Annotated in this window: 12 protein-coding genes; 8 read left to right on the forward strand and 4 right to left on the reverse strand. The window is 70.0% G+C overall.

Annotated elements, in window-relative coordinates; genetic code table 11:
* Positions 1 to 2: 2 nt before the first annotated feature.
* The 8 genes from BJZ21_RS15765 to BJZ21_RS15800 all read left to right on the forward strand — a co-directional run bounded on the left by BJZ21_RS15765 (position 3) and on the right by BJZ21_RS15800 (position 9,340).
* Positions 3 to 1,151 (forward strand): glycosyltransferase family 4 protein, encoded by a 1,149-nt coding sequence (locus BJZ21_RS15765; RefSeq protein WP_179664621.1) that lies wholly within the window; start codon positions 3 to 5, stop codon positions 1,149 to 1,151.
* Positions 1,148 to 2,260, forward strand: coding sequence for an NAD-dependent epimerase/dehydratase family protein (locus BJZ21_RS15770; RefSeq protein WP_179664622.1), 1,113 nt, complete (start codon positions 1,148 to 1,150; stop codon positions 2,258 to 2,260). The genes BJZ21_RS15765 and BJZ21_RS15770 overlap by 4 nt, the downstream gene beginning before the upstream one ends.
* Complete coding sequence (locus tag BJZ21_RS15775; protein ID WP_179664623.1) at positions 2,257 to 2,967, forward strand: sugar phosphate nucleotidyltransferase; 711 nt, start codon at positions 2,257 to 2,259, stop codon at positions 2,965 to 2,967. Before BJZ21_RS15770 ends, BJZ21_RS15775 begins: the two co-directional genes overlap by 4 nt.
* Complete coding sequence (locus tag BJZ21_RS15780; RefSeq protein ID WP_179664624.1) at positions 2,964 to 3,953, forward strand: GHMP family kinase ATP-binding protein; 990 nt, start codon at positions 2,964 to 2,966, stop codon at positions 3,951 to 3,953. Before BJZ21_RS15775 ends, BJZ21_RS15780 begins: the two co-directional genes overlap by 4 nt.
* A 322-nt stretch (positions 3,954 to 4,275) precedes the next feature.
* On the forward strand, positions 4,276 to 5,592 hold the full coding sequence (locus BJZ21_RS15785; protein ID WP_179664625.1) for a UDP-glucose dehydrogenase family protein: 1,317 nt from the start codon (positions 4,276 to 4,278) through the stop codon (positions 5,590 to 5,592).
* The gene (locus BJZ21_RS15790) at positions 5,589 to 6,821 is read left to right on the forward strand and encodes a glycosyltransferase family 4 protein (protein WP_218851517.1); all 1,233 of its coding nucleotides are present in this window, start codon (positions 5,589 to 5,591) and stop codon (positions 6,819 to 6,821) included. Before BJZ21_RS15785 ends, BJZ21_RS15790 begins: the two co-directional genes overlap by 4 nt.
* Complete coding sequence (locus BJZ21_RS15795; RefSeq protein ID WP_179664626.1) at positions 6,818 to 7,654, forward strand: sugar phosphate nucleotidyltransferase; 837 nt, start codon at positions 6,818 to 6,820, stop codon at positions 7,652 to 7,654. The genes BJZ21_RS15790 and BJZ21_RS15795 overlap by 4 nt, the downstream gene beginning before the upstream one ends.
* 93 nt (positions 7,655 to 7,747) lie before the next feature.
* On the forward strand, positions 7,748 to 9,340 hold the full coding sequence (locus tag BJZ21_RS15800; protein WP_179664627.1) for a right-handed parallel beta-helix repeat-containing protein: 1,593 nt from the start codon (positions 7,748 to 7,750) through the stop codon (positions 9,338 to 9,340).
* Between the two features lie 13 nt (positions 9,341 to 9,353).
* Here BJZ21_RS15800 and BJZ21_RS15805 read toward each other — a convergent pair whose 3' ends face one another.
* Genes BJZ21_RS15805 through BJZ21_RS15820 form a run of 4 tightly spaced genes read right to left on the reverse strand, consistent with a single transcriptional unit; the run spans position 9,354 to position 13,466 of the window.
* Positions 9,354 to 10,181 carry a class I SAM-dependent methyltransferase gene (locus tag BJZ21_RS15805; protein ID WP_179664628.1) on the reverse strand — a complete coding sequence of 276 codons (828 nt, stop codon included), beginning with the start codon at positions 10,179 to 10,181 and terminating at the stop codon, positions 9,354 to 9,356.
* A complete protein-coding gene (locus tag BJZ21_RS15810; protein WP_218851518.1) occupies positions 10,178 to 11,197 on the reverse strand; it encodes a hypothetical protein in 1,020 nt (339 codons plus the stop codon). The genes BJZ21_RS15805 and BJZ21_RS15810 overlap by 4 nt, the downstream gene beginning before the upstream one ends.
* Complete coding sequence (locus BJZ21_RS15815; RefSeq protein WP_179664629.1) at positions 11,194 to 12,135, reverse strand: glycosyltransferase; 942 nt, start codon at positions 12,133 to 12,135, stop codon at positions 11,194 to 11,196. The genes BJZ21_RS15810 and BJZ21_RS15815 overlap by 4 nt, the downstream gene beginning before the upstream one ends.
* A complete protein-coding gene (locus BJZ21_RS15820) occupies positions 12,132 to 13,466 on the reverse strand; it encodes an MATE family efflux transporter (RefSeq protein WP_179664630.1) in 1,335 nt (444 codons plus the stop codon). Before BJZ21_RS15820 ends, BJZ21_RS15815 begins: the two co-directional genes overlap by 4 nt.
* Between the last annotated feature and the right edge of the window lie 76 nt (positions 13,467 to 13,542).

The raw sequence follows: 13,542 nt of genomic DNA on the forward strand, positions 1-13,542 counted from the left end.
CCATGCGCGTTGCCGTCAACCTGCTCACCGACCACCCGGACCATCCCTCGGGGGCGCACTGGTTCTGGACCCGCGTCCTCCCCGAGATGGCCGCGCGGCTGACCGCCGACGAGGAGATCTGCCTGATGACCAGCCCCCGGTCCAGGTCGGGCCACCTGACCGCCGGACGGGGGGTGAGCCACCTGACCTTCCCGTGGTCCAACGAACACCCCCGGTTGCGCACCCTCAGCGAGCACCTCTACTCGCCGGTGGCGCTGCGGCGGCACCGGATTGACGTGCTGAGCACGCTCATCGCCCCGGTGGTGAAGCCGACCCCGGGGCTGGTCGCGCACTTCAAGACGATGCACGCCTACACCGACCCGGCCGCGATCCCGCCGCTGGTCCGCTGGTACCGCCGGCGCAGCTATCCCCGGACGGCCGAGGTCGCCGACGCGATCATCATCAACTCCGAGAGCCTGCGCGCCGAGGTGCAACGCCACCTCGACGTCGACCCCGCGAAGCTGTGCTTGATCCCCGAGGCCGTGGACCACGAGGTCTTCCGGCCGGGGGACCGCGAGGCGGCCGCTGCCGTCCTCCGCGAGCGGTACGGCGTGACCGGCCCCTTCGTCCTGTTCGTGTCCTCGCTGTGGCCCTACAAGAACTGCGAGGGCCTCCTGCGTGCCTTCGCGCTCGCCCGGGAGGCCCTCCCCGGCCACCGGCTGGTGGTGGTCGGCTCCGCCCGCGACACCGAGTACGCCGGACGCCTGCGTCGCCTCGCCGAGGACCTGGGTCTCGCCGACCTGGTCAGCTGGGTGGGCGGCGTGCCGCTCACCGACACCGTGCCGTTCTACCGCGCGGCCGACGTCTTCGTGTACCCCTCGTTCAACGAGACCTTCGGGCTGCCCATCCTGGAGGCGATGGCGTGCGCGTGCCCGGTGGTCACCTCCGACCGGAGCGCGATGCCGGAGACCGCCGGAGGAGCCGCGCTGCTCGCCGACCCTCACGACCCGTCGTCCCTGGCGACGGCGATCGTCGAGGCATGCCTGGACAGCGCCGACGGGCTGCGCAAGCTCGGTCCGGAGCGGGCCGGCGAGTTCACCTGGGCACGGACCGGCGCCCAGACCCTCGAGGTGTACCGGGAGGTCCATCGCCGGACGGGCGGTGCCTCGTGAGGATCCTGGTCACCGGCGGGGCCGGCTTCATCGGCTCGCACACCTGCGACCGGCTGGTGGACCTCGGCCACGAGGTGCTGGTCCTGGACGCCCTCACCGAGCCCGTGCACCGCGGCGGCCGCCCCCAGTACCTGACCCCGGGGGTGGACCTCTTCGTCGGCGACGTGCGCAACCGGGACCTGCTGGCGAACCTGCTCCGCCGCGTCGACGCCGTCTACCACTTCGCCGCCTACCAGGACTACCTCACCGACTTCGCCCGGTTCACCGACGTCAACGTGGGCTCGACCGCGCTGCTCTTCGAGGTCGCGGTCGCCGAGGGGCTCGACCTGGAGCGGGTGGTCGTGGCCTCGTCCCAGGCCGCGATGGGCGAGGGGCTCTACCTGTGCCCGCAGGACGGTGAGCAGACGCCCGACATGCGCCCGGAGGAGGCCCTCCGCCGCGGCCGGTGGGAGCTCCCGTGCCCGACGTGCGGCGGCGCACTGGAGCTCACGCGCACGCCCGAGCGCGTGTCGAACCCGCAGAACGCCTACGGGATGTCGAAGTACGGCGAGGAGATGGTTGCCCTCAACCTCGGCAAGCGGTACGGGATCCCGACCGTCGCGCTGCGCTACAGCATCGTCCAGGGCCCCCGCCAGTCGGTCTACAACGCCTACTCGGGCGCGTGCCGGATCTTCTGCCTGCACTACCTCCTCGGTGGCGCACCGGTCCTCTACGAGGACGGCCGGGCGGTCCGCGACTACGTCAACATCCACGACGTGGTCGCCGCCAACGAGCTGGCGCTGACCCACCCCCAAGCCGTCGGCCGTGCCTTGAACGTCGGTGGAGGCGCGGCGTACACGACCGCCGAGTTCGCCGAGGTGGTCCGCGCGCACTACGGCTCGGACCGGCCCGGACGCGTCAGTGGGGAGTACCGCTTCGGCGACACCCGCCACATCTTCTCCGACATCGAGGCGCTCACCGCCCTCGGCTGGTCGCCGAAGCGGACGCCCGCGGACTCGGTGGCGGAGTACGCCGCGTGGTTGGAGACCATGCCCGACCTCGAGCGCGTGCTCGCCGAGGCGGACGCGAAGATGCGAGCGCTCGGCGTGGTCCGGAGGGCCGAGGTGTGAAGGCGGTGCTGCTGGCCGCCGGGCTCGGCACCCGGCTGCGCCCGCTGACCGACCACACGCCCAAGTGCCTGGTCGAGGTCGGCGGCACCACGTTGCTCGACCGGTGGCTGGACACCCTCGCCGACGGCGGCGTCGACGAGGTGCTCGTGAACGTGCACCACCTCGCCGACCAGGTCGTCTCCCACGTCGCCCGGCGTGGTGATCGGCCGCGGGTGCGGATCGTCCACGAGCCGGTCCTCCTCGGCAGCGCCGGGACCCTGCGGGCCAACCACGACTTCGTCGACGGTGAGGAGATGTTCCTGGCCGTCAACGCCGACAACCTCACCGACTTCGACGTGCAACGCCTGGTCAAGGCCCACCGCGAGGGCGGCGCCCCGGCCACCGTGACCGCCTTCCACGCCGACGACCCGACCCGGTGCGGGGTGCTCGAGGTCCGCGACGGAGTGCTGGTCGGGTTCCAGGAGAAGCCGCAGCGCCCACGCGGGCACCTCGCCAACGCCGGCATCTACGCGTTCCACCCCGACGTCCTCGGCCTCGTCGAGGGTCCGACGCCCCGTGACCTCGGGCACCACCTGCTCCCCCGGCTGGTGGGCCGGGCCCGAGTGGTCGACCTCGGTGAGGCCTACCTCCGCGACATCGGCAGCCCCGAGGCGCTCGAACGCGCCCGGGTCGAGTGGGCCGACTGGGAAGGCGGTCACCGAGCATGATCATCACCCAGACGCCACTGCGGATCGGGCTGGTCGGTGGCGGCACCGACCTGCCGCACTACTACCGGGAGCACGGTGGCCGGGTGCTCAACGCGGCGATCGACAAGTATGTCTACGTCGTGGTCAAGCAGCGGTTCGACGACGACATCTACGTGAACTACTCGAGCAAGGAGATCGTCGGCCGCGTCGAGGACCTCCAGCACGACCTGGTGCGCGAGGCCATGCACATGACCGGCGTGCGCCGCGGCGTGGAGATCACCACGCTGGCTGACATCCCGTCCACGGGCTCGGGACTGGGATCTTCGTCGTCCGTCACCGTCGGCCTGCTGCACGCGCTCTTCACCTACCAGGGGCGGCAGGTGTCGGCCGAGGAGCTCGCGGAGCGGGCCTGCACCATCGAGATCGAGCGGTGCGGCAAGCCGATCGGCAAGCAGGACCAGTACGCCGCGGCGTACGGCGGGATCTGCGACATCCGGTTCGGACCGGGCGACCGGGTGGCGGTCGACAAGATCGGGCTCGACCCGCTCGCCCACCGGGAGCTCCAGTCCCAGCTGCTGCTGTTCTACACCGGCATCACCCGCAGCGCCGACACGATCCTCACGGAGCAGCGCGACAACATCGTCGACCGGCTCCACCAGCTGCACCTGCTGCGCGACCTCGCCGCCGAGGCGGCTGACGGACTGCGGGCCGGCGACACCGGCTGCGTAGGTGTCGCGCTCGGGAAGAGCTGGCGGGCGAAGCGGGAGCTTGCCACCGGGGTCTCCAACGCCGCCCTGGACGAGTCCGTGGAGGCCGCCCTCCTGGCCGGCGCGACGGGCGCGAAGATCGCCGGCGCCGGTGGTGGCGGGTTCGTCCTGGTCAGCTGTCCCCTCGAGCACCAGGGCGCCGTCCGGGCCGCGCTCGGCGACCTCAAGGAGCTGCCCATCCGGATCGACCCGCAGGGCTCCCGGGTCGTTCTCAACGCACACCGGGACATCTGGGGCTGACCACGGAACGACCAGTAGGCGTCGCGCTCCCCTGAGCGAGTCGTTCCTGGAGCGCTCCGAACCTCGCGGGATCGTCGACGGCCCGCAAGAAGGTGCGAGTACTCGAGTGCCGGACACCCCTCGGCGTCCTCGTGATGAGACCAGGCAGATGCGCGGCCCACCGCGGCGGCGGGGTCGGCCAGCCACGCCGGCGGTCCCGCTCCCTAACGTTGAGTAACTGGGGGCCGCTACCGCCAGCCCACCGCCCGGGCCGATCCAGAGTGAGGCAATCGGGTCCGAAAGGGCCCATCCAAGGGACATTCGGATCGTTGTGGGGGGCTCAATGAAGGTCACTGTCTTCGGCCTCGGTTACGTCGGCACGGTCACCGCGGCGGGCCTTGCCGACAGCGGGCACACCGTGGTCGGCGTCGATGTCGACACCGCCAAGGTCGCGGCCATCAACGCCGGCGAGAGTCCCGTCGTCGAGCCCGGCATCGTCGAGCTCATCGCCTCCGGGGCACGCAGCGGACGACTCCGCGCAACCACCTCGGTCCCGGACGCGATCAAGCACTCCGACCTCTCGCTGGTCTGCGTCGGCACTCCGTCCGGCAACCTGGGCAGCACCGACCTGTCCTACGTCGAGAAGGTGGCCGCGGAGATCCGGAACGCGATGACTCTCGTCGAACCGCCGGTCAGCGGATTCCACGCCGTCGTCGTCCGGAGCACGGTCCCCCCGGGCACGGTCGACCGCCTGGTCGCCCCAGTGTTCGCCGAACCGGTGCCGGGCTGGGAGGTCGCCACGGCGATGTGCCCGGAGTTCCTGCGCGAGGGCGTCAGTGTGAAGGACTTCTTCGCGCCCCCCTTCGTCGTGGTGGGGACGGCGGATGAGAAGGCCGCGGCCACCGTGGCGAAGCTGTTCTCGTTCCTGGACCTCGAGACCCGACACGTCGCGACCACGACCGCCGAGTCGTTGAAGTACGCCTGCAACGCCTTCCATGCGACAAAGGTCTCGTTCGCCAACGAGCTCGCTCGAGTGTTCCGCGGGTTCGGTGTCGACTCGCGGGAGGTGATGGAGATCTTCTGCGAGGACACCAAGCTGAACATCGCCTCGACGTACCTGCGGCCCGGTTTCGCCTACGGGGGAAGCTGCCTGCCGAAGGATCTACGAGCCCTGCTGCACATGGCCCGCATGAACGGTGTCGATGCGCCTCTGCTCTCCGGCACCACCTTGACGAACGAGCTGGTGGTGCGCGACATCGTGGAGCGCGTGGTTGCCACGGGGAGGCGACGGGTTGCGCTCCTCGGACTCAGCTTCAAGGCAAACACCGACGACCTGCGGGAGAGTCCGAACGTCGAGCTCGCCGAACGACTCCTCGGGAAGGGCTTCGACGTCCGCATCTACGACCCGATCATCAATCCGGACAGGCTCGTCGGCGCGAACCGGCGCCACGTCGAGGAGCGGCTGCCCCACCTCAGCCGGCTGCTGGCCGGCAGCCCCGAGGCGGCGCTCTCCGGTGCTGAGGTCGCCCTCGTCTCCGCCACCGGCCCGGTGGTGACCGCCGCACTGCGGGAGGCGACTACGCCCCACATCTTCGACCTCTCCGGCCGCCTGGGGCGCAGCGTGGAGGAGCTGCCCGGCTACAGCGGGGTGGGCTGGTGACAGCCTCCCCGCGAGTCCTGATCATCGTCCAGAACCTGCCCGTCCCCTTCGACCGGCGAGTCTGGCTCGAGTGCCAGACCCTGCGCGACGCCGGCTACGACGTCACCGTGGTCTGCCCGCGGGGCAAGAACACCGGCGCCTACCAGGTGGTCGACGGGGTGACCATCCACGGCTACCGCCCCTACGCGCCCGGCGGCAGCGCGCTGGGCTACGTGCTGGAGTACGCGTACTCCTTCCTCGCGACCGCGCGACTGGCGTTGAAGGCACGCCGTCGCGGCCGGTTCGACGTCGTCCAGGCCTGCAACCCGCCCGACATCTTCTGGCCGCTGGCGCGCTGGCTGCGGATGCGGGACGGGTCGCGCTTCGTGTTCGACCACCACGACCTGTGCCCCGAGCTGTTCGAGTCGCGGTTCCCCGGCGGCTCGAGGCTCGCGCTGAAGGGGCTGGAACTGCTGGAGCGCGCGACCTTCCGCACCGCGGACCGGGTCACCTCGACCAACGAGTCCTACCGGCGGATCGCGATCGAGCGTGGCGCCAAGACGCCGGAGGACGTCTCCGTGGTCCGGACAGGTCCGGACCCCCAGGTCATGAAGCCCGTCGCACCGGTGCCGTCGGAACGGCGCGGACGCGACCATCTCGTCGCCTACCTGGGCGTGATGGGTCCGCAGGACGGCGTCGACGTCGCCCTCGCGGCGGTCGACCACATCGTGCACGGTCTCGGACGCACCGACATCTCCTTCACGCTGATGGGCGGCGGCGACTGCCACGCCGAGCTGGTCGCCGAGCGGGACCGGCTCGGCCTTCGCGACTACGTCGATCTCCCGGGGAGGGTTCCCGACGCGTACGTCGCCGAGGTGCTGTCGACAGCTGACGTCGGTCTCTCCCCCGATCCGCGAAACCCGCTCAACGACGTGTCCACGATGAACAAGACGATGGAGTACATGTCCTTCGGGCTGCCGGTCGTCGCCTTCGACCTGAAGGAGACCCGAGTCTCGGCCGGCGAGGCGGCGGTCTATGCCGACCCGGCGTCCGGCCCGCAGGGGTACGCCGAGGCGCTCGTGGACCTGATCGACGACCCGGAGGCACGCGGTCTCATGGGCAAGCACGGCCGTGAGCGGATCGAGGCGCAGCTCGCCTGGGAGCACCAGGCGCCGTCGTACCTCGCAGTCTTCGACGAGCTGACAGGCGGCTCGGGATCCTCGGACCTTCGACGAAAGGACGCACGATGAAGGTCGTTCTCTTCTGTGGCGGCCTCGGCATGCGGATGCGGACCGACAACCAGTCCCTGCCCAAGCCGATGATGCCGATCGGCAGCCGGCCGGTGCTGTGGCACATCATGCGGTACTTCGCGCACTTCGGTCACAACGAGTTCATCCTCTGCCTCGGGCACGGCGCCAACGCGGTCAAGGACTACTTCCTCGACTACCGCGAGACGGCGTCGAACGACTTCGTCCTCACCAAGGGCGGTCAGCACGTCGACATGCTCGGCACCGACATCAGCGACTGGACGATCACGTTCATCGACACCGGCATGGACACGCCCATCGGCGAGCGGCTGCGCCGCGTGCGTCCCTACCTCGAGGGCGACGAGTACTTCCTCGCCAACTACGGCGATGTCCTGACCGACGCCCCGATGAACGAGCTCATCGACCAGTTCTGCGAGACGGATGCGGTCGCTCAGTTCCTCACCGTCAAGCCCGGGGACTCCTTCCACGTCGTCCAGAGCGACGACGACGGCAGGGTGACGGAGCTGGTGCCCGCCAGCGCACTGCCGTTCCGCATCAACGGTGGCTACTTCGTGCTGCGACAGGGGATCTTCGACTTCCTCGAGGAGGGCGACGACCTCGTCATGAACGGCTGCGTCAAGGCGGCCAGGGTCGGTCGGACACGCGCCGTCCCGTACGACGGCTTCTGGGCACCCATGGACACGCTCAAGGAGCGGACCCACCTGGAGGACCTGTACCGCCGCGGCTGCAGCCCGTGGGCACTGTGGCGGGGCGGGAGCACCGCCGGCATCGCGAGCAGCCCTCCCCTGGAGGTGCCCCTTCTGTTCACGCCGTGACCCACCGGGGGTCAGCCGTCATCCCCTGGTCGGGTCCACCGGTGCAGGCAGAGCGGTCCCGGCGCCAGGTTCCCTTCTCGGTGGAGGTTCCCCATGACCCAGCCCGGCCTCACCCCACCCTCGCGGCGCCTGCGACCGGTGGTGGTGATCGTTCTCCTGGCAGCCCTGGTCGGTGCGGTACCGACGGTCCCCGCCCCTTCGAAGCGGGTCGCGACTGAGGCCGCGACAGCGACGGGTGCGGAACGGTCCTCCGCCCAGCGTTCCGCCGGTGCGGGCGACCCGAACAAGGTCTGCGGCACTCGGCAGCTCGACGGACCGGCCAGCCCACCGCCCGGCGCCAAGGCGGTACGCACGTCACAGGACCTGCCAAGCCTCGTCGACCGATCAGCGCCAGGGACCACCTTCTGGCTGGAACCCGGCGTCCACACCTTCGGGGACTACCTCTACGACCAGGTCGGGCCGAAGGACGGCGACACCTTCATCGGGGCGCCCGGCGCCGTGATCGAAGGACGAGAGGTGAACAGGTACGCGTTCGGCGGTTACGCCGAGCACGTGACGATCTCCTACCTGACGATCCAGGACTTCGGCCAGGGCATCGACGACAACCCCGGTGAGGGCGTGGTCAACCAGGCGTCGGGAGACAACTGGTACGTCCATCACAACACCATCCAGCGCAACGCCGGGGCCGGCGTCTTCCTCGGAAACGAATCCCGGGTGGTCAAGAACTGCCTTCGCGAGAACGGCGAGTACGGCTTCGACTCCTTCGAGTTCGACGGCGTCCACGACATCGTGCTCCGCGGCAACGAGATCGTGCGCAACAACACGGCCGACTGGGAGTCGATCCAGCCGGGTTGCGGATGCTCGGGCGGTGGCAAGTTCTGGGAGACCCGCAACGCTCGTGTCGTGGGCAACTACGTCCACCACAACTACGGACCGGGCCTGTGGGCCGACACCGACGACGTGGGCTTCCTGTTCAGGCACAACTACATCAGCGACAACGACGGCGAAGGCCTGTTCTACGAGATCAGCTACAACGCGCTGATCCGCGACAACACCTTCGCGCGCAACGGCTGGACGATCGGGCGCGAAGAGGGCAGCGACTTCCCCACCGGCGCCATCTACCTCTCCGAGGCCGGCAGCGACGTGCGCGCGGGCAACCTCTACAACCGCCACTTCAGGATCTCGGGCAATCTCTTCGTGAACAACTGGTCGGGCATCATGGCCTGGGAGAACCCTGCGCGGTTCGCGGGATCGCCCTACAACCCGAGCACGGACTTCACCACGCTCGTCAACCCCGGGGTCGCCACCGTCGCCAGCTGCCGCAATCCCCACCTCCTCTCCCGACCCCCCTACATCGACGACTGTCGCTGGAAGACCCAGCACCTCCGGGTGGAGCACAACACGTTCATGTTCGACCCCGCACAGATCCCCGGAGGGTGCACGGCCGCCCGAGGCTGCGGGTTCATGGGACTGGTGGGCAACGTCGGCACGGTCCCTGGCTGGTCACCATTCGTGGGCCGAGGGGTCGCCAAGGCCGTCTCCCTGCACCAGGACAACATCTGGCGCAACAACGTCTACGAGGGGCCGTGGCGCTTCATGATCGAGATCCTGGGCTCGGGGCGGGTGTCCTGGTCCACGTGGCGGTCGGCGCGGTGGCACCAGGACGCCGGCAGCGTCCGCAAGTGAGGTCTCACCCCCCTCAGGCAGGCTCCTTGCCGTTCCAGGCCACGCCGAGACCGTCCCCGGGCCACCAGTGCCGCGCGGGCTGCTCCTTGAAGAACAGGTACTGGCGGCCGGTTCGTTCCGCCCAGTGCGACAGGGCCGCCGAGTCATGGGCGTTGTCGGACAGCACCACTGCGCCCGGACTCAGCCGCGGCTCGACGGCACCGAGCTCCGCGGTCTCGTAGTCGTAGGTGTGCAGGCTGTCATGGAGGAAGATGTCGACGTCGTCCAGCCCTGCGAGCAGCTCGACGGAGCTCCCCGTCCGCTGGTCGATGACATCAGCCCATGGACCCCCGATGACGTAGCCGGCCTGCGGGTCGATGTCGATCGTCGTCAGCCGCCCGTGCCCGTTGCGGAGCAGTGCGGCCGCGATCGCACAGGAGCCGAGACCGAAGTGGGTCCCGGTCTCCACGACGTGCTCGGGCTCGAGCGCGCGGACCAGGGCGTACCACCCCAGCCGCCGCGCCCAGTGTGGCTCTCGTGCACCGATCCCCCGGCGTGGGTGGGTCGACAGACTCGCCACGACATGATCGAAGAGCTCCTGGTCGTCCTCGAGCTCGGTGACCCACTCCCGCGCCTGTCCGACCTCCGCGCCGGACACGGCGGAGACGAACCAGCAGAGCTGCTCCCGGTTGAGCGGGTCCAGGTCATAGGTGAGGTTGGTGGTCTCGCGACCGCGCACCAGCCAGTCGACAGACCGCCCGACGACACGGGCATCATGCCGCGCGATCATGCCTGTCCGCAGCGGAAGTGCGGCCGCCCGCGCGACCGGCGAGGTGGCCAGCCGGCTCCGAATCGTCGTCATTGTCCATTCACTCCTTCGTTCACTCTCCGCAGCCAGGCTTCGCGCCAGTAGGGGTAGATCGCCCGGGGACAGAATCGGTGGTATCTGCCCATGCAGGTGACCTCGTCGAGGATCACGCAGTCACGTAGGTGGATCATCCGGCCGGTCTGCTCGTCGATGATGTGATCGACGGATCTCAGCACCCGGGCGCGACGCCCGCAGAAGGGGAGCATCTCGCCGTCGAAGATGAGCCCTCGGTTCTTGCTGTTGGGCCCCAGCGCGGCCATGATCTCGTCCTTGCTCTTCACCTCGACGAGCTCGCCGGGTTGTAGCCGGAGGGGTTCGGGCGCAGTTCCCGGTCCGGTGCCACGGAAGAACGGAAAGGGCCGGCCGTCCGCGATGCGCGCCTGCCGCGGCAGCAGCTTGCGGCTCAGCTTCTGGAACTGGTTGAACGCCAGCACGAGCAGGCCACGGAGCACGTACGCCGCCGCGAAGTTGCCCGAGCGCACGTCCGCGACGTACTGGGCGGGCTCGAGCGGAGGCAGCGGCCTGGTGACTCGCAGCACCTCGGTCGCGGCACAGCGGTAGACGGTGGCTCCGTCTTCATCGGCGCCGGCGACCGTGTCGGCGTGCAGCGTCTCCTCGGTGGCGACCGGGCTCGACGCCGCCCGCGGCTGCGCGCGCAGCGGGCGGCCGTCGGAGTCCTCCAGCCACTCCTCCCGCCAGAACAGCAGACAGCCGGCCTGACAGCCGCCATGGGCACTGCCGTCGCAGCGGGCACCGGCCAGGTGCACGGTGTGCTCGAGCTGCCGGAGGCCCGTCGACGGGCGGCTGATCGTGTCGCAGGTCTTGTGGGCGATCGCGCTGATGGGGAGGTCACGGCCCGCGAACGCGAGCATCTCGGGCATGAAGGGCTGCCCGTCGAGGCGCCCGTTCGCGTCCAGGGTCGCCAGGATCTCCTCCCTGCTGCGAACCCGGACGACGTCGCCGGCACGCGGCGGGGCAGTCGAGGTGCCAGGCGTCTGTGTGGTGGTCATGAGGTCGTGTCTCCCCTGGTCGTGCCGGCGGACACCGGCAAGTCGGTCGTCGCGAGCTGGCCCGCCGACCAGTTCGGATCGCTGTTGCGGCTCCTCGCCCGGTGGAACCCGCTTCCGGACAGCCGGCCCACGAGGAGGCGGTAGCAGGCGAGCTTCTGGGACCGGGAGATCGGCGCCCGGGCCACGGCCTCGAAGTAGCGGTAGACGTACTCGGCCACCAACCGGGGGGTGCCTTGACCCGCCCGGTTCGGGTCGAGGTTCGTGCTGAGCGCAGGGATGGTCGCCCTCCGGTCGCCTCGGCCGGCGTGGTCGCGTCGGAAGTACAGCAGCTCGCGCACCTGGTGGAACCGTCCACGGAACGCGATCTCGGACATGAACGGCCGGGCGGCGTGGTGGTAGCTGCCCTTGGGCCGGATGCTGCGCAGCACCTGGGTTCGCATCACGCCATACTCGTCGTCGGGACCGTCGGCGATCAGCAGGCTGCGGAAGCGTGCGACGGGGTCGGGCGAGCCCGTGTCGAGGAGATAGTCGAACTTGTGGACCACCTTCCCCTCCTCGTCGATGATCGCCTTGTCGACGTGGCTCAGCACGACATCCGGTTGCTCGTCGAGCACCGCCACGCACAGGGCCAGCAGCTCGGGGCCGTAGAGGTCGTCGTGCGCGGCCCACTTGAAGTACGGCGTCCTCGCCTCACCGAGCAGGAAGTTGTGGTTCGGGTTGCACCCGATGTTGCGTGGCTGCCGCAGGTAGCGGATCCGCTGGTCCCGAGCGGCGTACTCGCGGCAGATCTCCTCGGTGCGGTCGGTGGAGTGGTTGTCAGAGATGACCAGCTCGAAGTCGGTGAAGGTCTGGCCCAGCAAGGAGTCCAGCGCTTCCACTACGAAGTTCTCCCCGTTGTAGACGGGAAGACCGACAGTGAGCCGTGGCAGAGCATTCACAACAGGGTCGCCTTCATGTCAGGTTGCACGGTCTCGGACAGGTCGGGGGGTGCGGGCGAGCGGTGCAGGTCTCGCAGGCCGGCGCGGAGCTGCCACCACCACACGACCGCACCGGTCCCCGTGGCTGCTGCGATGCCCCACGCCGAACCTGCGGCGCCGCCGACGGCAGCGCCGCCGACACCTCCGGTCAGGTAGGCGCACGCGCACACGAGCGTCGCCCGCAGGCTCCTGCGTGCGGCCGCCAGCGCCCGCAGGCCTGCATTGGCGCCGTTCATCAAGCCGATGCCCGCGAACGCGAGGGTGGTCGGGAGGATCAGCGCTGAGGCCGGCACCCACAGCGCCCCGAGGAGGCGCACCCCGAGCTGGTCAGGCAGCAGGAGCATGATCGCGAGGCCCCACGCGACGACGCCGACAGCCTGGGTGATCGCCAAGGCGATGCAGAAGGCCACCAGGGCGCGCACCGATCGACGTAGCGCCCGGGCTGCCTCGGGCACGGCGACCATGCTCAGACCCATCACGACGGCGAGCCACGGCCCGAGCAGCACTTCAGCGGCGCGCACCTGACCGACCGCCGACAATCCGGCGATGAGCCCCAGGAAGGTGACGCGCAGCTGGGTCACCGCGCTCATGCTGAGGTTCTCGGCCAAGTACCGTGCGCCGAGCTCCCGTTGCTGCGACAGCCAGGCCCGGGTGCCGAACGGCCGCGGCCGGATCCTGGCTTGGAATGCCCCGAGCAGCGCAGCCAGGCCGCCGGCACCACCCCAGGCGAACACGAACCACGCGACGCCACCCCTGTGGGCGGCGAAGGACAGCAGCAGGACGAGGGCCAACCCCCAGGCCAGGTCGTTCAGGAACGACTTCCGGCCTTCGCCGGCGGCGAAGAACGCGTAGCGCCAGCTGTCCTGGAGCAGCAAGCCAGGCAGCACGATCCCGAGCGCGATCAGCGCGCCGCCCACCGCACCGGACGTCGCGAGTCCCACAAGTCCGCAGGTCGCCCCGATCACACACCCCACCGTCGCGGCAGTGCCGGAGGCCACCCGGACAGCGCCCCGCCACGACTCGCGCGCCACCCCGCTGAAGCGCACCACGAGGGGCTCGGTGGCGACGCCGCGGGAGACGCTGAGGGAGAAACCGTAGGTGGCGTAGGCCAGGCTGAAGATGCCGAAGTCTCGGGGCCCGAGCGACCGCGCCACGAAGATCACCAGGAGGAAGTTGGTCAGGCTGGAGACCGCCTGATCGGCCAGGCCCCAGCCCAGCCGATGCGTCGTGCCGTGCCGTCCCCAGCGGGCCCGTCCCAACCGCGAGGCGCGGTACCGCACTGCAACGGACATCAAGGCAAGCTCCTCGGGCCCGCACGTCTCGGTGCAAGAAGGCCCCCGCCTCGGAGGACCACCCGGTCGGACCGGG

This window comes from Nocardioides panaciterrulae (assembly GCF_013409645.1).
In the GTDB taxonomy this organism is placed as follows: domain Bacteria; phylum Actinomycetota; class Actinomycetes; order Propionibacteriales; family Nocardioidaceae; genus Nocardioides; species Nocardioides panaciterrulae.